We start from the raw sequence: 25,200 nt of genomic DNA on the forward strand, positions 1-25,200 counted from the left end.
TCTTTTATAATCTTTTTTTATAAAAAATCGTCATTGCGAATGAGTGAAACGAACGAAGCAATCCACTATTAATAAAGTTAAATTTTAAAATAGAATTTTATTAATTTTGGATTACCACGCTTTAAAGATGCTCGCTCCAGCATTAACGCACATTCTGTGGGCTGTAAGCCGAGCGAATGAAAATATTTTTAATTCTTTATCAATAGTTAAATTTAGTTAAATTTCCAATTCGTCTGAAAATACAAAATTTAATAAACTATTGACTTTTTAATCTCTATATAATATAAATTATTTATATAAATTATAATAAAAAATAAATATGCGGAGCGGATAAACGCGGTATTTAAGTTAATAATATCGAGGAAAGTCCGAACCTCTAAAGGGCTTCATGCAAGCTAACGGCTTGAAGACGAAAGTCTATGGAAAGCGCAACAGAAAATATACCGCCCGTTTGGGTAAGGGTGAAAAGGTATGGTAAGAGCATACCGCATTTATGGCGACATAGATGGCAGTGCAAACCCCATGAGAGGCAAGAGCAAAACGAAACGATATAGATTGCCCTTTTCAAAGTTTCAGGTGGCTCGCTGAATCATTATAGCGATATAATGATAAGATAAATGTTTATCCAAGACAGAATTCGGCTTATAGCTCCGCTAATTTTTTATTAAATTTTTATTTTATTTAAGGAAAAGACAAATGGAAACTATAGCGATAATCGGAGCAATGGACTCTGAAATAACAAACTTAAAAAGCAAAATCGAAAATATAGAAGAGATAGAAATAGCGGGAATTATTTTCTATAAAGGAAAATTATGCGATAAAGATATAGTTTTATTAAAATCGGGAGTTGGAAAAGTCAATTCTGCTGTAGTGACTACGATAGCGATAGAAATATTTAAAGCAAAAAAAATAATATTTACGGGAGTTGCTGGCTCTTGCAATCCTAATTACGATATAGCCGATATTGTAATTTCAAAAGATTTAATAGAACATGATTTTGATACAAGCGCTTTAGACGGAGACGAATTAACCGTTTTAGTTAAAGGCTATGATAAAAATTATTATCCTGCCGACAAATATTTAATTGAGCTTGCAAAATCGTCCGCCGAAAAAGTTATTAAAAATAATAAAGTTTATATAGATACTATTGCTACGGGAGACCAATTTATAGGAGATGGTGCGAAAGTAAAATATATAAGAGATAAGTTTAAAGCGGGAGCTATAGAAATGGAAGGCGCTTCGGTTGGACATGTCGCTTTAATGTTTAAAACTCCTTTTGTAGTTATTCGTTCTCTATCGGATAAAGCGGATAGTAACGCGATAGTCGATTTTCCTAAATTCGTAGTTGAAGCTTCGGAGAATTCGACAAAAATAGTAATTGAAATGCTAAAAAATATGAAATAACTTAAATCTATTAAAATTTACTATTGAAAATATTATTATTTATAATATAATTTTCATATCGTAAAAATAAATTATCGTATATCGGAGAATTATGCGAGATAAAAGAACCATATTAAACGGACATGGAGTAGGCGATTATGTGTCTATAGGAAATTCTTTTTTACATGTGGATTCGCTTGATATTCCTATATACAAAATAGAAAAAGAAGATATTGAAGAAGAATATAAAAGATTAGACTTTGCAATAGATAAATCGGTAAAAGAAATAGAAGATATGCAAAAACATGCGGATAATAATATTAAAAATATTTTATCAATGCATATATTAATGCTTAAAGATAGAGTTATTATAGAGCGGATTAAAAACGAAATAAAAGAAACATTATATAACGCGGAATATATATACGATAATATAGTTTCTGAATATTTGGATAAATTATCTTCTTTCAGCGATAAAACTTTATCGGAGAGAGCGAGCGATATTGTAGATATAAAATCGAGAGTTATAAAAAATTTGATTCAGCCATTTTCGGAAAATTCTAATCAAATTCCCGAAGATTGCATAGTTATAGCGAAAACTCTAAAGCCGAGCGATGTTTTAAAATTTAACGCTATGGGAGTTAATGGTTTTATAGTAGAAAGCGGAGGTTTTACTTCGCATGCTTCTATACTTGCAAAATCTTTTGGAATAACGGCAATATTTAATGTTTCGGATATTTTAAATAAAATAAAAAACGGAAAAAAAGTAATTGTCGATTGTAGAAGTAATATAGTTATAATAAATCCGAGCAAAAAAGATATAGAAAATTATACGATACTAACCGAAAACATAAAAAAGTATAAAGAGCAATCGATAATAGATATTAAAGAAAAAGCGATAACAAAAGACGGAATAGAAATAAAAGTAAACGCCAATATAGATATTCCCGAAGAAACCGAAAGTTTGTTAAAATACGAAATTGATTCTATAGGTTTATACAGAACGGAATTTTTATATATTTTTTCCGACATAAATGAAAATGAGAATTCGGTTTTTCCAAGCGAAGAGGTTCAATTTAAAGTATATAAAAATATAGCTTCTAAAATAAAAGGAAAAATTATTATAAGAACTTTAGATATAGGCGGCGATAAAATGTCGCCCGCTTTGGGTTTAATGGATTTTAAGAAAGAAGATAATCCTTTTTTGGGATGGCGAGCTATAAGATTCTGTTTATCAAATAAAAATGTGTTTAAAGAGCAGTTAAAGGCGCTTTTAAGAGCTTCCGCTTTTGGCGATATTGAAATAATGATTCCTATGATAAGCGTTTTGGAAGAATTTACGGAAACTAAAAAATTTATTGAAGAGATAAAATTAGAACTTAAAAATGAAAATGTAGAGTTTAACGAAAATATAAAAATCGGCGCTTTAATAGAAACTCCTTCGGCTGCGATTATTATGGATTTAATAGTTAAAGAAGCGGATTTTATTTCTATTGGCACAAATGATTTAGTTCAATATATGATGGCTTGCGATAGAACTAACGAAAAATTAAGCGGATTATATAATCCTATAGATATATCGGTTTTGAGAATGTTAAAACATATAATAGATGTAACTAATAAAGCGAATAAAAAAGTCGCTATATGCGGAGAGATGGGAAGCGTATCTAAATATGCGCCCGTTTTATTAGGGCTTGGAATAAGAGAGATTTCAATGTCTATTACTTCTATAGCTAAAATAAAAAATACAATTAGAGCCGTTTCAATTAAAGAATGCGAAGATTTGATAAACGCGATGCTTGAGAAAAACGACAATAATTTTTCAAAATCGATTTTAAATAGTTTTATGAATAAAATAAATATTAAAAATTATGAATATATAGTAGAAGGTAATTAATGCGAAAAATAAATTATTTAATTATTATATCGTTTGTTATAATGTTTGTATTATCTTGTAAAGTAAAAGATTCTATAGACGAAATGCAAAAATTAAGAACGATAGAAAAAACCGAAGATTATGGAGCTTTAAGCGATTTTTTAAAATCTCTTCCAAAAAATCAGCAGGAAAACGCTCAAACTCCTTATAATGAAATAAACACTTTTCTAAAAGGAAGAAATGAAATACTTGCTTCAAATTATAAAGAAGGTTTTGAAACTTTGGCGAGATTTTTATTTACCTATCCATCGAGTTATTATGAAAGCGAGGCTTCTTATTTGCTTGGGCAGGCTTTAATTTATATGATAGAAAATAATCCTTTATATGTCGAAGAATTTTACAAAAAATTAATATCGGAAGGAATAACGGAAGGCGAGGACAATAAAGAAGTTAGTTTAACAAATCAAACTAACGCTTTAAAAAATATTTATAGTCAAATGGGAATAATAGAAAAAAACGGCAAATATTCTTTTAACGGTTATGTTTTCGATAGAATAATTCAAGACAGCGAAAGCGCATTTCCTTTAAAAGATTTCGCTTATTATTTTAGCGTAAGGCATAGATTTAAAAATATTTTATCAAAAGAAGATAAAGAAAGTTTTATAACGAATGTTAATTATTTAAAAAGATTTTCCGACAGATATAGAACGAGCGTTTTACAAGAAAATATATTAAATAATAAATCTTATTTTCCCGATTCCTTGCCTTTTCAATTAAGTCAAAGAGAAAAATTGGATTACGACAATACGGTTAAAACCGTGAGAGAGAGAATTGAAAAAATAAACCCCGCTTTTGAAGAAGATTATTATATAATTGGAAACGGAATAATAATAAGAGATAGAATTCCCGCGATAGACGGAAATGAAAATCAATTATTTAAATTATATAATTATGATTTTGTAAATGTGCTTAATAAAACTAATGTTTATAATGCAAAAGACAGACAAAGAGAAGATTGGGCTTTAGTGCGATACGATACTTATTACGGTCCAATAATAGGATGGAGTTATTTAAGATATATGACGAATAATTTTCAAAATATAGACAAAGTATTTGAAAGTTATAAATCGGCTATGAATCATTATAAGAATTACGATTATTTAAAATCTGCAGATTATTTTTCTTATGTTTTGAGTCAGCCCGAAACGAATTATTTTACAGACAAATCAGTTTATTTTTTATGGAAGGTAAATAATAAAATAGGGGAGCTTGTAAGTTCTAAAAATAATCCTTATTACGATTATGTTTTAAATTATCCGAAATATTTTTATTATAATACAAACAATTCCACTCTTCATAGTTCGACTTTGCTTTATAATTATTTAATTAAAATAATGCCATCAAATCCTTATAGATTTATTATAAGCGGAGATAGCGAAGCGGAATATTCAGTCGATTAAAAATAAAATATAAAACAAAATAAAAAAACAAAAATAATAAAAAAATAAAGCCCTATATTTTTTATATAAGGCTTTTATTTTATAATTTAAAATATTATTTAATTATTGTAATGAAGTTAAAACCGACAAATCCGCTATATCTTGAGCCGAACAACCTCTAGATAAATCGTTCGCGGGCTTTGCTATTCCTTGAAGCATAGGACCTATAGCCGTGCATTTTCCTACTCTTTGAGCTATTTTATATCCTATATTTCCTGCATTCAAATTTGGGAATATAAGAACATTAGCGTTTCCTTTTACTTTTGAGTTTGGCGCTTTTTGTTCGCCTACTTTAGGAACTATAGCCGCGTCAAATTGCAACTCTCCGTCAAAAACAAAATTTACATTTCTTGAGTCTAAAATCTTTTTCGCTTCAATAACTTTATCGACAGATTCATGTTGAGCCGAGCCTTTTGTAGAAAACGAAAGTAGCGCCACTCTCGGGTCTTTTCCCGTCATTGTCTTAAAAGATTCCGCTGTAGATTCCGCAATGTCCGCTAACTGTTCGGCGTTAGGGTCGGGTATAACGGCGCAATCCGCGAAGCATGCGATTCCGTCATCAAATAAAGCTTTATCGGGACTTTCAATAAAGAATGTGCTTGAAAGCGTTTTTATTCCTTGTTTTAATCCGATTAAAAATAAAGCCGCTCTTAACATTTCGCCCGTAGCGTAAACCGCTCCTCCAACCATTCCGTCCGCTCCGTTGTCGGCAAGAATAGCCGCTCCCGTATAAACGGAATTATAAACGATTAACTCTTTAGCTTGGTCTTTAGTCATTCCTTTTTTTTCTCTCTTCTTAAAAAGCATTTCGATATAGCTTTCGGTTTTATATTCGGTTTTTGGGTCGAATATTCTTGCAAAATCGTCAATCTCTAAAGAATTTTCTTTCGCCAAAGATTCGATTTTAGCCTTATCTCCCAAAAGTATAACACTTTTTGCAAGCTTTTCTTTTTTTAATATTACCGCCGCTTTAACATGCCTTTCGTCATAACCTTCGGCAAGCACGATAGTTTTGGGATTAGCTTTAACTTTTTCCCTTAAATTGTCCATAAAAGATGCCATAATAAAACCCCTTTAAAAATTTTAATAATATTAATATTTTATTATAAAAATTATATTATTGCAATCTTTATTAAAAAAAAATAATACTTTTATAATCGTTTAATTATTGATTTAAATTTATGTTTATTCTAAAATTAAAATTAAACGGAGTAATTATGTTTTATAAATTTTATAAAATTAAAGAAGTTAAACCAAAACCCGATATGAAACTTTTAATACAATTTGAAAACGGAATATTTAAAATATACGATGTTAAACAATTACTTGAAAAATTCAAAAATTTTGAAGCGTTAGAAGACGAAATTTTATTTAATCTTGTAAAAATTGACGCTCATGGTTATGGTGTTTATTGGAATGATTATCTCGATATTAGTTGCAATGAATTATGGCATAACGGAAAAGAAATAGACTTAAAAAATATTAAATAAAAATTATAAAATAAAAATCGGACAGAGGAATTATTTTCCAATGCCCGATTTATAATTATCTTAATATATTTACGATGCGGATTTGAACTCTAAAGTATAAGTTACATCGGCGCATTCATAGAAGCCCGTAATTCCTTTCCATAAATATCTTATAGTATAATCTTTTTTCTCGCCTCTTTTAAGCGTAAAATTATTATTAATACTCATATCGCTAAAAGTATTTTGATTTCTTTTACTATATATTTCAAAAGCTCCTTTATCGTCATTATATAGAAGAGTAATTTTTTGAGAACCGCTTTGAGCAATCCAACCGCTTCCGTCTCTTCCAAAACCTCCCGTATCTGCATAAATCGTATTCAAATTATACTTCGCTATATCAGAGCCTAATTCTATATAAACATCCTTATTTCTTATATCTTCAACTTCAAAAGTTTGAGAACCCGATAAATTTACTTGCTCATTCCAATCTAATTTAAGCAAATCTTCATAAGGCGTTATTCCGCCGACATCGTTCATACTTGCCAAATATTAAATTCCGCTCGGAAAACTATCGTCATAAATCGCTGCGCCAATTTTATAATTGTAAAATCCGACAGACCTTTTAAGATTTCCCGATAGATAAACATTATAATGCCAAGAATAAGCTTTTATACTTTTAAAACTTTTAGCCGTAACGGTTATTATATCTTTTGTTATCTCGCCGTCATCTTCGATAATTCCGCCTCCGCCGCTGCCATTATTGATATAATCGTCTACATTTCCGCCAGGAGGAACTACTATAGTAATATTGGTTTGTATAGGAATATAAGGAGAGCGTCCAGGTTTTCCATAAGTCGCAATCGCTCTGCTCGTATCTCGGGCGTTATTTCCTTCAATTCTAGGTCCATATCTGCTATTATTACCGATTGAATCTAAACACCATTGATACATTTCAATAGTTCCGTCAGATTTAAGTATTCCAACAGGGTCGTATTCGTAGAAATAAGAAGCGCCGTTAACTTTAAAACTTGCTTTACCGCCGCTATCTTTATCGATTTCATAGCCTAATTCAACGCTTCCCCAATTTACAGGAGCTTTAGGAGTTCCCGCGACATATTGTTTCCATTCTACAGGAACTGCAAAACCAAATACTAATTTTGAATATTTATCTATAGCGATTAAATAATTATCAATATATACCAATCCCAAAGCCATTCCGTTAAATCTATAAAAATAAAATCTTTCAATTCTATTAGTTTTATTATATCTTGCATCGGGCTTAAAAAGAGGATTTCTGCCTTTATAAAGCCAATATTGAACGGAATTAATATTATTTCCCGCAGCCGAAGTGTTTGGTCCATTATAAGAATATGATTTTTCTCTAGCATTTCCTAAACTCCAACCTCCGTTAACTAATTTATAAGAAGGTCTATTATTTCCATCAAATGAAGCTTGTATAACCATATTATCAAAATTCATTGAAAATCTATAATTAGGGTCGTTCCATTCTCCATTTTGGAAAGGGTCTAAATATACGGTTTTAGTAATAGTCATAGAACCATCGCTATTCGTTATAGTAGAACCTCCGCTATTTGTATTGCCGCCTTGATTTGTATCTCCGTTTTGATTCGTATCGCCTGGTTCTTCAGGTTCAAAATCGTCAGGCAAATCGCCGCCGCCAATATATCCTGCATTAGCGTTTAAATTCTTATTATAATAATATCTTGGGTTGAAACGGCTACCGCATGAATATATTAACATAAAAACCGCTACTATAAGCAAAATAAATAAATATATTTTTTTAATTTTCATTTTTACATCCTTAAAATTTAATTTTATTTATTATAAATTATTAATTAACCTCTAAATTGTAAACCTAAAGTTAAACCAAAATCTAATGAGTTTATATAATATGTAGGCATTGGCGTTTCGGTACTAAAATTAGGCTTTTGCGCTCCTTTTTTTATCATTTCAAGTAAACTATCGGGCATAGTTATGTATTTAGGTTTATATATATTAAATCTTGTATATATTCCCAAAACTACCTCGACTCTATCGTTTATAGGTTGATTATATTCTAACATTAATTTTATACTAAACATAACGGGATTCATATTTTTCTTCATAAAATCGGTTACAATTATTTCCCCCACTTGTGGAAGAGTTATATTTGTAAAAACTGCGCTTAAATCCATATCCGAATAAGCCAAATATTCAGGCGAAGTATCGGCAATTAATTTACCGCCTAATTGAAGTCCTATAGCCATTCTGCTTTCTAAAAGATATAATTTGCTTCCTATTCCAAAACTTATTACGGGAGTATATTTAACATTTATAAACATATTTGGATTTATTCCGTTTATTGTATTTCCAGCTACCAATCCTGTAAATCCGTTTCCAACTCCAATAGAAACATATAAACTCATTCCGCTGAATTTACTAAAATCGGATTTTTCTTTTCCAAACCATCTTTCCGCTCCAAATAAATATCCTAATTCCGCCTCGCCATCCATTGTATAACCGACAGCTCCTTTCATATAGGCAGCTCCCATTTTATTTAAATCTTCTTGACTAATTGAAGGAAGAGTTAACGAACCGTTGAAGTTGGCTCTCAATCCCCAAATAAAACCTTCCTCAAAGCTATATAAAATCGAAGTTATCATAAAAAGCATAACTACTAAAAATTTTCTATTCATAAAAACATGCCCTCATTTTCAATAATTAATTATTAGTTAAACTATACTATATAATAATCGAATAAGTCAATAGCAATAATACATTTTTTTTAATAAATTTAGCGAAATTCTTAAAAAAAATAATAAAATGCCTTATATTATAATACATTTCATACAAATTAATCGACATTTTTTATTAATTGTAGTTTTATTTATAGACATTTTTTAATTATTGTAGGATAAATCATATTTTATTTATTTTATAAAACAAGGCTTATAAATTAAAAAAATTTGTTTAATTATAAAATATAATAAAAAAGGATAATTTATGATTAATGATTTTGAAAATAGTTTAATTGAAAATATTGATAATCAAAACGATAAAGAAAAAGAAATTATAAGTTTTCTTTTGTCAAATGGAATTTCTGCGGAAAAATCAAAAATGATAACCGAAAAACTTTATTATAAATTTTATAATCTTTATAATATAGTCAACGCTTCTAAAAACGAACTTATAAAAATAAAAGGGCTTGGAAATAAAAGAGCGGATTTATTAAAAAGTTTGCCTAAAATTTTAGAATATTATTTATTAAGTCGTTTGAAATTATCAACTTTGCATTTTAATAAAAAAGATTTGATTGATTATCTGATTATAAAATTTGGAAAATTAAAATTTGAAGCTTTTTCAATAATTTGTTTAGATATAAATAAAAGATTTATTTCTATGGAGCAAATTTTTAGAGGAACTATAGATTCCGCTACAATTTACCCGAATGATTTAGTTGAAAAATCTTTATCTTTAGGTGCAAGTTATGTAATTATTTCGCATAATCATCCTTCGGGAATTTCAAAACCTTCAAAAGAAGATATAGAAATAACGAAAATTTTATATAAAGCCTTTTTAATAGTAAATATAAAAATGATAGACCATTTAATAATAGCGGGAGATTCAATTTATAGTTTTAGAGAAAGCGGAATTTTAGACGATTTCAATTAAATATATTATGTTAAATAACTAATAAAAATTTTTAGCTTTCCGAAAATTTGAATATAGTTTAAATTATTTTACGCAATGTATAAATTTTTAGTTTTTAATTTATAATATGTTTATTAAAAGTTTTAATTTATAAATTTTATTTGGAGATAATTATATGGCAACTAGCGAAGCTTTTCTTGAAGAAGTTTATAAAAACGCTGTGGATGCGGAAGTTATAAAAAGAAGTTCCACGCTTTCAAATTTAGTAGATAACGCGAAAGATTATCAAAGAGAAATATCGGCTTATGAAGATTTGAAATATAGACTCGATACTTTAGCTTCAGCCTCAAAAGAATTATACGGTTTTCGTTCTCCTTTTAGAAATTTTGCGGGCAGAGGCGAAGGCGTTCCAAATTATTTTACAGTTACGGCAAATAGAATGGCAAATACTACAACTTACGATATAGCGATTAAAGAATTGGCAAAAAGCGAAAAATTTTCTTCAAAAGCTTATAATATGAAAGATAAATTGCCTGCGGGAATTATAAAATTAAAAGTCGGAGAAGACGAATATTCTATAGATTTTGCGGGCGGAAGTTTGGTAGATTTGCAAAAAGCTTTTGACAAAACATTTGGAAAAAAAGCAAAAACTACGGTGACTCAAAAATCGAAAAATTTGCAAGTTTTGACAATTGATTTAGTTAAAACAGGCTCAAAAAATATTGCCGAAGTTATAAGCGATGAATCGGGAATATTAAAAGAATTAAATATGTTTACAAGAAGAAATTATAGATATTTGGGGCATATTTTTAATCAAGAACTTTTAAGCAAATGGAAAGACGAATCGGATAATTTAACCACAAATTATATGATAAAAAATGATTTTTTAGTTTTGAAAGGTATAAATAAATTATCGATGCCTTTGCATAGAGAAGCGGAAGCAAACGAAAATATAACGATTTCAATAACTGCAAGAGCGTCCGACACTTTAGACGATGAGGAAGAAACCGTTATTCCCGTAATGCCGCCAACTGTTGATTTGTCGATACCAGACACGGGAATTATATTCGATAAAATAGACAGCGTTAAATTTAAAGATGTAGAATTATACGGAGAAGGTTTATCGCCAGCCGACAGTTCGAGGACTTTTGAAGATATAAAAAGATATAAAGAAGCGCTTGAAAGCGAAAGAAGAGAAAAGGAAGGAATTGAAGCGAAAATTCCAGATGCGATAGACGAAACAGGATTTAATTCTGAAATTATCGGCGTAAAATATATAAATAAAGCGGGAGACGAGGTTGAAAAATTTTTTGCTTTGCCTACAATAAGTTCTTCTTGGCAGAGATTAAATATTCCGATTGGAAGCCAATTTGAAGAGGGCGATGTTATAACTCAAATAGTTTTGATAAATAAAAATCCTAAATATAATATTTTTTATAAAGATTTATTAGTTGAAGATTCGGGAAAAGAAGAAGATGCTCCAAATTATTTAATATCGGAAGCGACAGACGCGCGAGCTTCTATAGACGGAATAGATATTTTAAGCGAAAGCAATGAATTTAACGATGTTATAAACGGACTCAATATAGTCGCTATAAAACCTACGCCCGAAGCATTTGCCACGACTATAGAAATTAATAAAGAGGGAGTTGTTGACGCTATAGTTAATTTTGTAAGCGCTTATAATTCTCTTATAGATTTTTTGAACGATTCTACTCAAAGACCTTTAACTAAAGAAGTTAGAAATTCTTTAGACGATATGAATAGAACGGATATGAACGATTTAGCCACTACTTTACAAATAAGTTTTAATCCTGAAATGAGCGACTCCGATTTAAGAAAAAAATTATTTTATGTCGGAGTGTTTAGCGGAAATACTTTAGTAGGAACGATTTCGCAAAGAGTTAAGGCTATAGTTTCGGATTCTTATAAAACCGATTACGGCGAAGAATTGGCTTTATTAGACCAAATAGGAATTAATAGAGGAAATGCGGGCGAGGATTGGAATGTAGTAAAAAAAGGATTTCTTCAAATAGAAGAAGAAAAATTTATGAATAAAATTGAAACTCAAATGGACGGAGTAGAAGAATTATTTGCAAACGATACTACGGGAGATAATTTGCCCGATACGGGAGCCGCTTATACTATGAACGATTTTATAACTCCGTATTCGCAAACAAGAGGAATAGTAGATAATAGCATTTCCGTTGCAAAAACGAGATTAGAAAGCAATCAAAAACGAATGGATAGCGAAAAAGAAAGAATAGAACAATATAGACAGGAAAGACTCGCTTCTTATTATAGAATGCAATCCGATTTGAAACAGGCTGAAAGAGACAGAAAGAGATTAGAGGCTATGCAAAATCAAAATAACGGTAATTAAATTTAGTAAACTTCCGCTAATAATTTTATATTTTATTAAAAAAATTATAATTATTAAAATTTTGACAAATAAAAATATTCTGTTATAATATTCTTAATGATAAAAGAAGTAATAAAAACTAATGACTTTTTTGTCCGATTCTTTTTCGGAAGTAAAGGGAATGAGGATTTACTATTAAGTTTCATTAACGCTATAATGATAGATTCAAATTTTGCTACTTTTAAATTGGTAGAAATTTTAAATCCGTTTAATCTTAAAGATAAAATAGATAATAAAGAAAGCATTGTAGATTTAAAAGCAATCACAGAAAATGGAGCTATTGTTATAATTGAAATTCAAACTTATTCGACTAAAAATTTCTTTGAGAGAACGCTTTATTATTGGAGTAAAAATTATTCAAGCGTTTTGAAAAAAGGCAAGGGATATGAAGAGCTAAAACCTGTTATAAGCATTAATTTAGTAAATGATTTTCTTTTTGACAAAACCGATAACAGAATGCATACTTGTTATTTACTAAAAGAGAAAAAGAGTAATAAAATTCTAACCGACCATATACAATTACATTATGTAGAGCTTCCGAAGTTTAACAAAAAGAGCAACATTAAGAAAGAATTAAGGAATTGGATTTTATTTTTAAAATCTAACAAGGAGGAAGATATGTCTCAATTATTAAAAGAGGATACGATTTTTGAAAAGGCGATAAATAAGTATAATTATTTTACGGATAACAAAGATTTATTAAATGAATATGACAGGAGAGAGGCTTACTTAATTTATCAAGATAGTTTAATGAGAGGAGCTAAAAAAGACGGATTTGACGAAGGAATAGAAGAAGGCATTAAAAGAGGAATAAAAGAAGGCGAAAAAAATAAAGCAATCTCAATGGCAAAATCAATGAAAGCAAAAAACATGGATATTAATTTTATAAGCGAAATAACAGGATTAACCATTAAAGAAATAAATAAACTATAAACAAGAAAAGCGATTTTTTATTTTTTTATTTGATTAAACTTCCGCTAATAATTTATTTTCCGCAATTACTTTATTTAATCTGTTTTTTATTATTCTAAACTTATAACCCAAATTTAAATTTTCCAACATTGGTTTTATTTCAAAAAAGTCGCTATAATTATGATATATGCTTATTATTAAAACGGGTTTTTGTTCTTTTATAGTTTCAATCGCTCCTTTCAAAAATGGCTGTTCAAAACCTTCCAAATCGGTTTTTATCAAGCCGACTTCAATATTATTTTCTTTCACATAACTATCGAGAGTTACCATTTTTACTTTATTCTCAAAGCTATTAATATCAGATTGTTTTGTTTCTACCGAAAGTCCGCTATTGGCTGTATCACTATTTGAATAAATACTTATTTCTTTATTTTCATTTCCAAGCGCCATATTTACGGGAATAATATTATTCTTTTTATTTAATTCTATAGTTTTTAACATCAGATTATAATTTTGTAAAAATGGTTCAAAACTATAAACATTTTTATCGGTATAATCAGAAAATACTATTGCAGAATCTCCAATATAACCGCCTGCGTCTATAATATTTTTATTTTTAACTTGATTTAAATTTTTTACATAATCCATTCCGTATTTTCCGTAAAAAGCTTCAAACTCAAATTGGTTCTTTGGTAAAATATATTTATCGTATATAAATAATTCTTCATTTATTTTTATTATTTTGTTATTAAATTCTTCGTATAAATCGTTTAATCTTTTCGATTCTTTATGCGAAAAATAAATATCGTCTTCAATATTATTATAATTTGTAATCTTGGATAATATTCCAATAACAATTTCTACGCTTTCTTTATCTAAATTTTTAATTAAATTCAAATATTTTTGATAAAAATTAGCGTCATTTTTTATTTCTTTTCTAAAATGAGTAGCTCCATCCCAAGCTTTTAGCGGTTTATTTAAGTTGTATATAAAATTCATATAATCTCTAATATTATCTCTTAATTTTCTAAATGGAATAAACCAAACGATATTATCAATAGTTTTTGAAGTCATAGAATTCTCCTAAATGTAAAATAATAAAAAATGCAATAGAAAAAGACCTATTAAAGAAAATAGGAATTATGCAAAAATTATGCTTGAATTGAATTGAATTGAATTGAATTGAATTGAATTGAATTGCAAGAGCGCAAATTTATTTTATTCATTACAAAATCAAACATATAAATATTTTACAATATCTTAAAATTTATGTCAAGTTTAAATTTGATAATTTTTATTATAAATTATAATTGATAAAATAATTTTTTATAATATAATTTATCACTTAAAAGGATTATAAAATGAAACAATTTATAGATGTCGTTAATTTTGAAATCGAAGCGGGACATGGCGGAGCTGGATGCGTTAGCTTTAGAAGAGAGGCGCATGTCCCAATGGGCGGTCCCGATGGAGGAAACGGAGGAGACGGAGGCGATGTAATTGTAATTGTTGATGCGAGAATAAATAGTTTTGGAAAAATAAAAAGCAGAAAAAAATTCAAAGCGAGAGATGGCGAGTCGGGTAGGGCAAGATTAAGCGATGGAAAAAAAGGCGACAATGTAATAATAAGAGTTCCAATCGGCACGGTAATTTATAACGAAGAGACTGAAAATATAATTGCAGATTTAACTGAAGACGGACAGAGCGAAACTATTGCAAGAGGAGGAAAAGGTGGCAAGGGAAATAAATTCTACGCTACTTCTACAAATCAAGCGCCCGATTATGCTCAACATGGTTTAGACGGAGATAAATTAAATATAAGACTTGAAGTGAAATTAATCGCCGATATTGGACTTGTCGGAATGCCTAATGCGGGAAAATCGAGTTTGCTTGCAAGATTAACGAGAGCAAATCCTAAAATTGCATCGTATCCTTTTACGACTCTTACGCCAAATTTGGGAGTTTGTTATTTGGATTATGAAAGAAGTTTTATAATCGCAGATATTCCTGGAATTATAGAGGGAGCGAGCGAAGGAGCGGGATTAGGACTCACATTTTTAAGACATATTGAGAGAACGGGAGCTTTAGTTTTTGTAATCGATATAACTGACGAAGATATTAACGAAACTTATTTAAAATTAAGAAAAGAATTAAAATTATATAGCAAAGAATTAATAAAAAAGAAATCAATAATTATTTTGAATAAAACCGATATGCTTGAAAAAAAAGAAATTGAAGAGAAAATTAAAAGCGTAAAAAAAGTTATAAATAAAGAATATAAAAATAATAAAGAAAATTATTTTGAAATTCCCGAAGTATTTGCGATATCTGTTTTTAGTTTAGATGAAGAAGAATTGGAAAAAATTACAAACGCTTTATATAAGGCAAACGAATTAAGATATTTTGAAACTAAAAAAAATTATAAAGAGCCTTTATTATTAAATAATAAAAAATTAAAAACAAAAAGAGTATTTGGTCCCGTTCTTTCAAAGAGACTTGGAAATTCTTTGGGAATAGATGTAATTCCTCATAAAACTTGTTCTTATAATTGCATATATTGTCAATTAGGTTCTGAAGAAAATACTATAACCGATTTAACAAATTATTATTCCGTTGATGAAATAATTTACGAATTAAAAGAGGCTTTGCTTAATAATAAAAATATCGATTATATAACTTTCACGGGTTCGGGAGAGCCTACTTTATATAAAGACTTGAAAAAACTTATTTACGAAATAAAGCAAATAACAGATATTCCCGTATGCGTAATAACTAACGGTTCTTTATTATACAAACAGGAAATGCGTTCAAATTTGCTTTTGGCAGATTTAATTATTCCATCGCTTGATGCGGGAAATGAAGAAACTTTTAAATTGATAGATAATCCTAATAAAGAAATTGATTTTGATAAAATGGTTGAAGGATTAATTGAATTCAAAAAAGTATTCAAAGGCGAATATTGGCTTGAAATATTTTTACTTAAAGACATAAACGATAACGAAGACGAACTTGACGATATAATAAAAATTGTAAAAAAAATTAAACCCGACAGAATTCAGCTTATAACGGCGACAAGAAGAGTGGCAAATGAAAAAGCTAAAGCGTTATCTGACGAAGAGCTTAAAAAAATAAAAAAATATTTTAATTCAAAATGCGATATTGAAATCGATATTCCAAACATTTCTGAAAATCATAAAGGAAATACGAGAATATTAACCGAAGAGGATATTGTCAATTTTTTAATTCGCCAACCTGATACGGCATATATTATAGCTAAAAGTTTTAATGAAAACGAAAGAAAAGTTAAGGAATTGTTGGACTTACTTATTAAAAAAAATAAGGTTAGAGAAGAGATTGTTAACGGAGTTGTTTCTTATGCGGTTAATATTTAAGTTTTAATAAAAAATTATTTTTCTATGAGATTTAAATAAACTTTTTTTATTATAATATTTAAAGTTGTTACATTTTATAGCCTTCGCTTAAAACTGTTACGATTTTTAGCTTATTTTATAAATGTGGTAATTTTATCGTATTTATTATTATAATTTTTTTCTCTGCCCTAATTTAAATCCATAAGCTTCATGACCTGGATATAATAAAGTTTCATCGTCTAATTTAAATAATTTTTCCATTATGCTATTTTCTAATTCCGAATAATTTCCCGTAGGCAAATCGGTTCTTCCTATTCCGTTGGCAAATATCGTGTCTCCGCAAAATAAATGTCCTTCGGTATAATAACAAACTCCTCCTCTCGTATGTCCTGGCGTATGAATTACTTTAAACTCAATATCTTTTAATTTGAAAGTTTCGCCGTCTTCAAATTTTATTTCTGGCGATTGCCATTTTATGCCATTTCCAAAATATCCGCTCGCATTCAAAGTGGCGTCTCCAAAAAAATCATAATCCAAACTATGAATGCAATGCTCTACTCCTTTATATTTTTTTCTTATATCATCGCTACCCGATATATGGTCAAAATGCCCATGCGTATAAATTACTCTTTTTAATTTTTTACCGTCAAGTAATTTATCGTAATCTTCATATCCAAAAGATAATTTAGAAATATCTATAATCATAGCTTCGTCATCGGCGGACACTATATAAGAATTCATACCGTAAATATTAAGATTAATGCAATCAATTTTTAATTCGCTCATTTCTTTCTCCGTAATTTTTTAATAAAATGTATATTTATATTTTATAATTTTTAAATTAAAAATCAATTTAACTATTGACAAAAATATTAGGTTATATATAATTAGAACACCTTTTAAATTAATTTCAATTAAATTAAGAGCGTTGGTTTTTGTTTCTTCAAAATGGGAAAAACCGACACTCTTTTTTTATTGTTAAATTCCGTTTTATAGTATTAAGGTTTTATATGATATGAAAAATAATAAAAGAATTATTCAAAAACAAAAAGAATACGGAAGAGGAGATAAAGCAAACAGAAGAAAAGCTGGCAATAAAAATAATATTAGAAAAAACGAAACGATTAATATAATAGACGAGACAATATTATTTGAAAAAAGCAAAAATATATTGGAGAAAAATAAAATATATTTGCTTAATCTTAAAGTCGGAGCTATAAAAGATAATAAAAAAATATACGCCGTGATTTTTAAGAAAAAAGAAAATATTTCGCATAGTCATTGTATAGAGGCTACTAAAATAATTCAGCAAATAATAAAATCCGAAGGATATGACGAAGGCGATTATACGATTACCGTTTCAAGCGCGGGCTTTAGATGGAAAATCGAAAATAGATTTGAACTTTTTGAAGATATGCCTGTAAAAATAAAATATAAAAATGAAGATAAAATTATAACGGAAGGCGGAATATTAAAAGAAGCGAAAGAAGATTATATTATTTTAGAATTAGAAAATGAAATTAAAAAAACAATAAAAATTAAAGATATTATAAAAGCAAGATTAAACTGCTAAAAAATTAAAAAATGGAGATAAAAAATGTTTGAAAATGTAGGAACTTATTTACAATTACTTTCAGAGGAAAAAGATATTAGCGTTGACCTTCTTAAAGAGGTTATAGAATCTACTATGATTTTAGCCTTAAAAAAGAAATACGGAAACGATACTAACTTCCATATTAATTTTGACGAAAAAAATAATCCGACTGTTTATAGAGCGGTAATAGTCGTTGAAAATGTAGAAGACGATAAAAAAGAAATTTCTTTAGAAGAAGCTAAAAAACTTGATGAAGATATTAATTTGGGAGACGAAGTTTTATTATTAGTCGACCATGTGGAAGAGTTTGGCAGAATAGAAAGCACGGTTGCAAAAACTACATTCTTTCAAAAAATTGCAGAACTTGAAAAAAATATTATTTATAACGAATTCAAAAGACGAGAAAATCAACTTGTAAACGGATATTTTCAAAGAGAAACGAGAGGAAATATTTATGTTAATTTAGGCAAAACGGAAGGAATTTTATTAAGAAAAGACCAATCTCCAAGAGAGCATTATTCGGTTGGCGATAGAATAAGAGCCTATATTTATAAAGTTGAAAACGATAGAGGCGGACATCCTACGATTTATTTAACGAGAAGCAAAGGCGCTTTTATTAAAAAACTTTTTGAACTTGAAATACCAGAAGTGGCGGACGGAACTATAGAAATAAAAAATATAGTCCGACAACCAGGATTAAAAATAAAAATGTCCGTAATCTCAAATAAGCCAGAAGTCGACCCTGTTGGCGCTTGCATCGGGCAGAAGGGAATTAGAATTCAATCGATTATAAAAGAAATAGAAGGCGAAAAAATCGATGTCGTAAAATGGTCTAAAGATATAAGAGAATATATAGCCGAAGCAATATCGCCTGCAAAACCTATAAGAATAATAATCACAGAGCCTGAAAATAAAGAAGCAATGATTATAATTCCTGACGAACAATTAACTTTAGCGCTTGGCAAAAGCGGTTATAATGTTAAACTTGCATCTCAACTTACGGGTTATACTTTTGACTTAAAAACCGAAACAGATATTAAATCGAATCCTGAATTATTAAAAGATTTAGTTCCTTTAAGTCAAATATTCTCCGATAATTCCGAAGAAACTGAAGATACAGCCTCACAAGAAGAAAATAAAGAAGTCGTAAGTAATCTTTATTCTCTTTCTGGAGTAGATAAAGAGATTATAGAAACTTTAATTAATAACAATATCAATTCTATAGAAGAGCTTTATAGTTTATCTGCAGAAGAAATTATGGAAAAAACAAATTTAGATAAAGATACGGTTGATAATATAATAAATATACTTAAAGAAGTTGTTACGGTAGTAGAATCTGACGAAGAAGGCTACGAAACTACAGAAGAAGTTGTTGAAGAGATTGAAGTTTATGAATGTCCAAATTGCGGTTCTACAATAACGGAAGATATGACAAAATGTCCTAAATGCGGAGTTGAACTCTCTTTTGAATAATTAAAATAAAATTATGATTTGTAAAGTTTGCGAAAGCGATAAATATAATAAAATCGGCGAGATTAAAGGAATTTGGAAAGAAAATAAAAATATTTATCAATGCGAAAAATGTTTTTTATATTTTATAGAATCTCCAAGCGATGAAGAAATTTATTTATTGTATAAAAACGAATATCATAATAGCATAAAAAATAAAATATTCGAGTTTGCAAAAAGCAAAATGCGATATTCAAGATGCTTAAATCAATTTAATTTTATAAAAGCTAATATAAATTGCGACAATAAAAAAGTATGCGAAATCGGAGCTTTTGACGGATTATTATTAAATATATTCAAAAATAATAAATGCGAAGTTCACGGATACGAACTTAACGACAGGGCGAGAGAATATGCAAAAAATAAATATAATATATACTTAAAACAAAATTTTTTAGAAGATAATCAAAAATACGATATTATAATTCTTTCGCATGTTATAGAGCATTTCAAAGAGCCTAAAGAAATTTTATTAAAAATAAAATCTATGTTAAACGAAAACGGATTTATTTATATAGAAGTTCCTAACTCTCCGTTAAAAAATCAATGTTCTTATGAAACGCTTATTAAATATTTAACAACTACTCATACGGTTAATTTTAATATTGATAATTTAAAAACTTTTGTAGAAAACGGAGGCTTTAAAATAATTAAATATCAATATTACGATTATAATGTAAATAAAAATAATGAAAAACTTAAAATAAGTTTGCTTGAAGGCGGTTTTCCTTCTTTTGATAATCTTTTTAATTTTTTATTAATCGCCTTAAAAACTATAATTTATCCGAAGTCAGTTTTTATTAACTATGACGATAATAAAAATATTTGGAGCTATGGAGAAAATATAAGAATAATAGCGAAGGAGCGGATTTTTGAATAATATAAATTTAAATAAAAAATTATGTCCTTTATGCGAAGCGGAAGCTAATGAAAATAATATAGTCGATATTGTAGAAAATATTTGGGAAAATAATAAAAATGTTTACGAATGTAGTAATTGCAAACTTTATTTTATAGACGAGCCTTCTCAAAGCGAAATTAAATTTTTATATAATAGCGATTTTTATGCAAGGAATAATAATATTATTTATAAATTTATTGACGCTAAAATGAAATATGCAAGAGCTTTAAATAGATTTAATTATATAAAAAAATTTATTAAAAAAACTGACAATTTAAATGTTTTGGAAATAGGCGCATCGGACGGACTTTTGCTTTCTATTTTTAAAAAAGAAAATTTTAATGTTTTTGGATACGAATTAAATGAAAATGCAAGAAAGGACGCTTTAAAAAAATACGATATAAAAATGAAAGATGATTTTTTGAAAGATAAAAATATTGATAAAAATAAATATAATATCGTTATAATGTCGCATATTTTAGAGCATTTTACAAATCCAAAATATATTTTAAATGGCGTTCATAACTTCATAGGGGGGGGGTAAACGATATCTTATTTATTGAAATTCCATATACTCCAAATTATAAAATAGTTTCAAAAGACGACATGAAAATATTTTTTGAAACCGAGCATACGGTTCATTTTAACGAAAAGAATATTTCGCTTTTAATGAAAGAATGCAATTTTAAGATTTTGGATATTTGCTATAACGAATATAATATAAACGATAATAATTTGAAGAAAAATATATGGCTTGGAAAATTTGATTTTAAATCGTCAATAAATTTTTTGTATTTTATCTCTAAAATTTGTTTTAATCCAAAAAACGCTTTTATAGATTATAAAATTTCTGATAATTTTAATTTTGGAAGGAATATAAGAATAATAGCTGCAAAAAATAATTAATATCTATTATTGACATATATCTTACAAAATATATACTTTTACAAATGCTAAAATATAAAAACTTTATTAAATTAATTATAATATTATTAATATCGTCTATTCCTCTATATTCGCATGAATTAAGGCTTCATTATTCAAGGAGCTATATTGACAATAATATTTTATACGCCGATGTTTACGCGGGAATAAATATAGAAATAGACGAAAATATAAAAAGATATGTAGAAAGCGGAATTATAGTATTTTTGAATTTTAGAATAGATTTTTTAAGAAAGAGAGCGATTTTTAACGAAAACCTTAAAGAAGTTTATTTAAGTAGAAGAATATATTATGATTTTTTTACAAAAGAATATGTAGCAGTTAATTCTGAAACCTCTCTTGAAACGAGAAGTCAAAATTTTTATGTTTTAATAAGAACTTTATACCAAATAAGCAGAGTAGAAATATACGAAACCGATAAATTAAACGAAGAGAATATTTATTTTTTCAAAACAAGATTATCTATAAGATTTCAAAACGCTTTTCCATATTTGTCAATCTTTTTTAATATTATAACGCCTTTGCAATATAGAATTAAATGGCTTAAGTCGGAAGAGTTTAAAATTGGCGAATTATATTGATATTATTTTGAATTCTTTATTCCGCTTGTAAAAACATTTTCGCAATATTTATAAAGTCCGTCATTGCGAGCGGGCGTCTGCCCACTTTTAGTGTGAGCGTGACAATCTATATATCTGGATTGCTTCGGTAAAGCCTCGCAATGACTAGATTTTTTTGCGACTGCCCAACTTTGGCGTGGGATTGGCAAGGCACACAGAGTGAGCGAAGACTTTATCCCGAAACAATCTATTATTCATAAATTTATTATTTTTTATAAATTTCTTTATCTTATTTAAGAATAAGAAATTTTACATGACTTTTTTAATCAAATATATTATATTTTTAACATAAATTTTAAAAAATAATTAAATCAAGGCGAAAAACAATGATAAAAAAAATAATATTAATTGCTATTATAACTATTATAACTTTTGGAGTAATAGCCTGTTCTTCAAATTCGGGAGAAGCGTTAATAGATACCGCGAGGAATGAAGATTTAGAAACGGCTAAACTTTTAATAGAGAATGGCGCGGATATTAACGCTAATGATAAAGACGGAGTGACGGATTTAATGCAGGCTTCGGAAAATGGGAATTTAGAAACCGTAAAGGATTTAGTAGAAAGAAAACGAGTAAATATTAACGCTAAAGATGAAGATGGTTATACCTCTTTAATGTATGCTTCATTTAATGGAAATTTAGAAATAGTCAAATATTTAGTAGAAAATGGAGCGGATGTCAACGCTAGAGTTGATAACGACTGGACAGCTTTGGAATTTGCTTCAGGAAAAGGACATTTAGAAATAGTTAAATATTTGTTAGAAAACGGAGCGGATATTAATTCTGGAAGTGAACGGAACGGCGGAGCTTTATTGAATGCTTCAGCTAATGGACATTTAGAAATAGTTAAATATTTGATAGAAAACGGAGCGGATATTAACGCTGAAGATAATATTGACTGGACGGCTTTAATATGGGCTTCATATAATGGGCATTTAGAAATAGTTAAATATTTGGTAGAAAACGGTGCGGAGATTGATTATTATATTGACAAGTCGGCTTTAATGAATGCTTCATATAATGGACATTTAGAAATAGTTAAATTTTTAATAGAAAACTACGCGGAGATTGACGCTAAAGATAATAATGGTAATACCGCTTTAATGTATGCTTCAATAAGTGGAAATTTAGAAATAGTTAAATATTTATTAGAAAATGGAGCGGATATTAACTCTAAAAATGATGACGGCGTAACGGCTTTATTGAATGCTTCATATGAAGGACAATTAGAAGTAGTTAAATATTTAATAGAAAACGGCGCGGATATTAATACTAATGATAAAGACGGCGTTACGGATTTAATGCAGGCTTCGGCATTTGGTAATTTAGAAATGGTTAAATATTTGATAGAAGATATTGAAGTCGATATAAACGAAAAAGATAATATTGACAGGACGGCTTTAATAGTCGCTTCATTTAATGGACATTTAAAAATAGTTAAATATTTAGTAGAAAACGGAGCGGATATTAACGCTAATGATAAAGACGGAGTGACCGCTTTAATGAATGCTTCAAAAGAAGGTAATTTAGAAATAGTTAAATATTTGGTAGAAAAAGGGGCTAATGTTAATATTAAAGATAATGAAGGTAAAACCGCTTTAATTAATGCTTCATACGAAGGACAATTAGAAATAGTTAAATTTTTAATAGAGAATGGCGCGGATGTTAATCTCAAAAATAATAACGGACAAACTGCTTTAATGTATGTTTCAAATTTAGAAATAGCTAAATATTTATTAGAAAATGGCGCGGATATTAACGCTAAAGATAGTAAGTGGGGCTATACCGCTTTAATATACGCCACAGAATATGGAAATTTAGAAACGGTTCAATTTTTAATAAAGAACGGAGCGAATATTAACGCTCAAGATGATATTGGCAGAACGGCTTTAATTAATGCTTCATTTAATGGACATTTAAAAATAGTTAAATTTTTAATAGAGAATGGCGCGGATGTTAATATTAAAAATAATTATGGAATAACCGCTTTAATATACGCTGCAGAACATGGAAATTTAGAAATAGTTAAATATTTGGTAGAAAAAGGGGCTAATGTTAATATTAAAGATAATCATGGAAGAACCGCTTTAGATTTGGCGGAAACCGAAGAGATAAAAAAAGTATTGAGGAAAGCTGGAGCTAAATAATAATATATCGTTTCTATTAACCTCATGCATAGACGCGTGGGGTTTAATTATTTTTACAAATAGAATTATATTTAGAATTATATTTAAAATAAAAAATCCGATTTAAACCTTATAGTATAAATTAATTATATTGACTTTTTATAAATATCTTATAAAATTATTTTCTATTAAAAAGAGATAGATATGCGTTTTAATATTGTTATATTTTATATATTATTATCTACTTTTGCGTTTGCTCAAAATTACGGATACGATAAAAAATACCAAAAGCAATTAAGCGAAAGCGGAGTTGAAATAAACGAAGAGCAGAAAAAGAAAGTCAGAGAGGATATAAAAAAATATGCAAATTTTTATTTGGATAAACATTATAAATATAATGAAAAAGCCGAATTGACGCATCCAATCTCTAAAGAAAAAAAGAATTTTAATTTTGACTGCTCGGGTTTTGTAGCCGCGGTTTATTGGACAAGCAATATAGCGGTATTTGAAAAGCAAGCGGTTTTGGGAGAAAGCGGAGTAAAAACTATATACGGCACTTTAGAAAAATATAAAAAAATATATAATAATTCTTTGCCGAATATAGGCGATATTATTATGTTTGATAGAACTACTTCCGAAACAAAAAAACTTACTCATGCGGGAATAGTAGTTAATGTCGATAAAGAAGACGAAACTATAACTTATATTCATGCATCAACGAGTAAAGGGCTTGTTTTAGGATATATGAATTTAAAATATCCCGATTTGGCAAGAAAGAATGGCAAAGTTATAAATAGCTATTTAAGGGCAGGCGGAGGAATCGATTCTTTGGCTTCAAAATGTTTTAATAGCTACGGAACGATTTTAGATTTGCCTTAATTTTTATATAGATAAAAAGTTAGATTTTAAATATAAATTAATA

Annotated in this window: 23 protein-coding genes and 1 other RNA gene; 17 read left to right on the forward strand and 7 right to left on the reverse strand. The window is 28.4% G+C overall.

Features of this window, described 5'->3' with window-relative positions:
- Positions 1-318: 318 nt before the first annotated feature.
- From rnpB to EPJ79_RS01285, 4 genes are all read left to right on the forward strand, one after another.
- Positions 319-661, forward strand: an RNA gene (rnpB, locus tag EPJ79_RS01270) — RNase P RNA component class A.
- A gap of 35 nt (positions 662-696) precedes the next feature.
- Complete coding sequence (locus EPJ79_RS01275) at positions 697-1,404, forward strand: 5'-methylthioadenosine/adenosylhomocysteine nucleosidase (protein ID WP_147738141.1); 708 nt, start codon at positions 697-699, stop codon at positions 1,402-1,404.
- Between the two features lie 91 nt (positions 1,405-1,495).
- Positions 1,496-3,280, forward strand: coding sequence for a phosphoenolpyruvate--protein phosphotransferase (ptsP, locus tag EPJ79_RS01280; protein WP_147738142.1), 1,785 nt, complete (start codon positions 1,496-1,498; stop codon positions 3,278-3,280).
- Positions 3,280-4,719, forward strand: a complete 1,440-nt coding sequence (locus EPJ79_RS01285) for a hypothetical protein (RefSeq protein WP_147738143.1) — start codon at positions 3,280-3,282, stop codon at positions 4,717-4,719. Before ptsP ends, EPJ79_RS01285 begins: the two co-directional genes overlap by 1 nt.
- Positions 4,720-4,821: 102 nt before the next feature.
- Here the strand turns inward: EPJ79_RS01285 and pta are convergent, their stop codons facing one another.
- On the reverse strand, positions 4,822-5,820 hold the full coding sequence (gene pta / locus EPJ79_RS01290) for a phosphate acetyltransferase (RefSeq protein WP_147526034.1): 999 nt from the start codon (positions 5,818-5,820) through the stop codon (positions 4,822-4,824).
- A 155-nt stretch (positions 5,821-5,975) separates the two neighbouring features.
- On the opposite strand from pta, the gene EPJ79_RS01295 reads away from it, so the two are divergent.
- On the forward strand, positions 5,976-6,248 hold the full coding sequence (locus EPJ79_RS01295) for a DUF2442 domain-containing protein (protein WP_147738144.1): 273 nt from the start codon (positions 5,976-5,978) through the stop codon (positions 6,246-6,248).
- Between the two features lie 69 nt (positions 6,249-6,317).
- On the opposite strand, the gene EPJ79_RS01300 is transcribed toward EPJ79_RS01295, so the two are convergent.
- The 3 genes from EPJ79_RS01300 to EPJ79_RS01310 are packed head-to-tail and all read right to left on the reverse strand — an operon-like array spanning position 6,318 to position 8,923.
- Positions 6,318-6,773, reverse strand: coding sequence for a hypothetical protein (locus EPJ79_RS01300; RefSeq protein ID WP_147738145.1), 456 nt, complete (start codon positions 6,771-6,773; stop codon positions 6,318-6,320).
- A 3-nt stretch (positions 6,774-6,776) separates the two neighbouring features.
- Positions 6,777-8,039: a hypothetical protein gene (locus EPJ79_RS01305; RefSeq protein ID WP_147738146.1), complete on the reverse strand. Its 1,263-nt coding sequence runs from the start codon at positions 8,037-8,039 to the stop codon at positions 6,777-6,779.
- Between the two features lie 44 nt (positions 8,040-8,083).
- Positions 8,084-8,923: a hypothetical protein gene (locus EPJ79_RS01310; protein WP_147738147.1), complete on the reverse strand. Its 840-nt coding sequence runs from the start codon at positions 8,921-8,923 to the stop codon at positions 8,084-8,086.
- Between the two features lie 307 nt (positions 8,924-9,230).
- Between EPJ79_RS01310 and EPJ79_RS01315 the strand changes: the two genes are divergently transcribed.
- From EPJ79_RS01315 to EPJ79_RS01325, 3 genes are all read left to right on the forward strand, one after another.
- On the forward strand, positions 9,231-9,899 hold the full coding sequence (locus EPJ79_RS01315; protein ID WP_147738148.1) for a JAB domain-containing protein: 669 nt from the start codon (positions 9,231-9,233) through the stop codon (positions 9,897-9,899).
- A gap of 154 nt (positions 9,900-10,053) precedes the next feature.
- Positions 10,054-12,261, forward strand: coding sequence for a flagellar filament capping protein FliD (gene fliD / locus EPJ79_RS01320; protein ID WP_147738149.1), 2,208 nt, complete (start codon positions 10,054-10,056; stop codon positions 12,259-12,261).
- 96 nt (positions 12,262-12,357) lie between these two features.
- On the forward strand, positions 12,358-13,233 hold the full coding sequence (locus EPJ79_RS01325) for an Rpn family recombination-promoting nuclease/putative transposase (protein ID WP_147738150.1): 876 nt from the start codon (positions 12,358-12,360) through the stop codon (positions 13,231-13,233).
- 33 nt (positions 13,234-13,266) lie between these two features.
- Here the strand turns inward: EPJ79_RS01325 and EPJ79_RS01330 are convergent, their stop codons facing one another.
- Complete coding sequence (locus EPJ79_RS01330; RefSeq protein WP_147738151.1) at positions 13,267-14,286, reverse strand: FkbM family methyltransferase; 1,020 nt, start codon at positions 14,284-14,286, stop codon at positions 13,267-13,269.
- 287 nt (positions 14,287-14,573) lie between these two features.
- Between EPJ79_RS01330 and obgE the strand changes: the two genes are divergently transcribed.
- Positions 14,574-16,604 carry a GTPase ObgE gene (gene obgE / locus EPJ79_RS01335; RefSeq protein ID WP_147738152.1) on the forward strand — a complete coding sequence of 677 codons (2,031 nt, stop codon included), beginning with the start codon at positions 14,574-14,576 and terminating at the stop codon, positions 16,602-16,604.
- 147 nt (positions 16,605-16,751) lie between these two features.
- Here the strand turns inward: obgE and EPJ79_RS01340 are convergent, their stop codons facing one another.
- Positions 16,752-17,369, reverse strand: a complete 618-nt coding sequence (locus EPJ79_RS01340) for an MBL fold metallo-hydrolase (protein ID WP_147738153.1) — start codon at positions 17,367-17,369, stop codon at positions 16,752-16,754.
- A 229-nt stretch (positions 17,370-17,598) separates the two neighbouring features.
- Between EPJ79_RS01340 and EPJ79_RS01345 the strand changes: the two genes are divergently transcribed.
- The 6 genes from EPJ79_RS01345 to EPJ79_RS01370 all read left to right on the forward strand — a co-directional run bounded on the left by EPJ79_RS01345 (position 17,599) and on the right by EPJ79_RS01370 (position 22,113).
- Positions 17,599-18,156, forward strand: a complete 558-nt coding sequence (locus EPJ79_RS01345; RefSeq protein ID WP_147738154.1) for a ribosome assembly cofactor RimP — start codon at positions 17,599-17,601, stop codon at positions 18,154-18,156.
- Positions 18,157-18,180: 24 nt separating this feature from the next.
- Positions 18,181-19,650 (forward strand): transcription termination factor NusA, encoded by a 1,470-nt coding sequence (gene nusA, locus EPJ79_RS01350; protein ID WP_147738155.1) that lies wholly within the window; start codon positions 18,181-18,183, stop codon positions 19,648-19,650.
- A 13-nt stretch (positions 19,651-19,663) separates the two neighbouring features.
- Positions 19,664-20,566: a class I SAM-dependent methyltransferase gene (locus EPJ79_RS01355; RefSeq protein WP_147738156.1), complete on the forward strand. Its 903-nt coding sequence runs from the start codon at positions 19,664-19,666 to the stop codon at positions 20,564-20,566.
- Complete coding sequence (locus EPJ79_RS01360; RefSeq protein WP_147738157.1) at positions 20,559-21,131, forward strand: methyltransferase domain-containing protein; 573 nt, start codon at positions 20,559-20,561, stop codon at positions 21,129-21,131. Before EPJ79_RS01355 ends, EPJ79_RS01360 begins: the two co-directional genes overlap by 8 nt.
- Positions 21,132-21,193: 62 nt before the next feature.
- Complete coding sequence (locus EPJ79_RS01365; protein ID WP_147559486.1) at positions 21,194-21,493, forward strand: hypothetical protein; 300 nt, start codon at positions 21,194-21,196, stop codon at positions 21,491-21,493.
- A gap of 44 nt (positions 21,494-21,537) precedes the next feature.
- Complete coding sequence (locus EPJ79_RS01370; RefSeq protein ID WP_021958819.1) at positions 21,538-22,113, forward strand: DUF4390 domain-containing protein; 576 nt, start codon at positions 21,538-21,540, stop codon at positions 22,111-22,113.
- Between the two features lie 2 nt (positions 22,114-22,115).
- On the opposite strand, the gene EPJ79_RS01375 is transcribed toward EPJ79_RS01370, so the two are convergent.
- Positions 22,116-22,301, reverse strand: coding sequence for a hypothetical protein (locus EPJ79_RS01375; RefSeq protein WP_147559114.1), 186 nt, complete (start codon positions 22,299-22,301; stop codon positions 22,116-22,118).
- 177 nt (positions 22,302-22,478) lie between these two features.
- On the opposite strand from EPJ79_RS01375, the gene EPJ79_RS01380 reads away from it, so the two are divergent.
- Complete coding sequence (locus EPJ79_RS01380) at positions 22,479-24,299, forward strand: ankyrin repeat domain-containing protein (RefSeq protein ID WP_147738158.1); 1,821 nt, start codon at positions 22,479-22,481, stop codon at positions 24,297-24,299.
- Positions 24,300-24,482: 183 nt separating this feature from the next.
- Positions 24,483-25,157, forward strand: a complete 675-nt coding sequence (locus EPJ79_RS01385; RefSeq protein ID WP_147738159.1) for an NlpC/P60 family protein — start codon at positions 24,483-24,485, stop codon at positions 25,155-25,157.
- Positions 25,158-25,200: the final 43 nt, after the last annotated feature.

Origin of the sequence: Brachyspira aalborgi (assembly GCF_008016455.1) — a bacterium.
GTDB lineage: Bacteria > Spirochaetota > Brachyspiria > Brachyspirales > Brachyspiraceae > Brachyspira > Brachyspira aalborgi.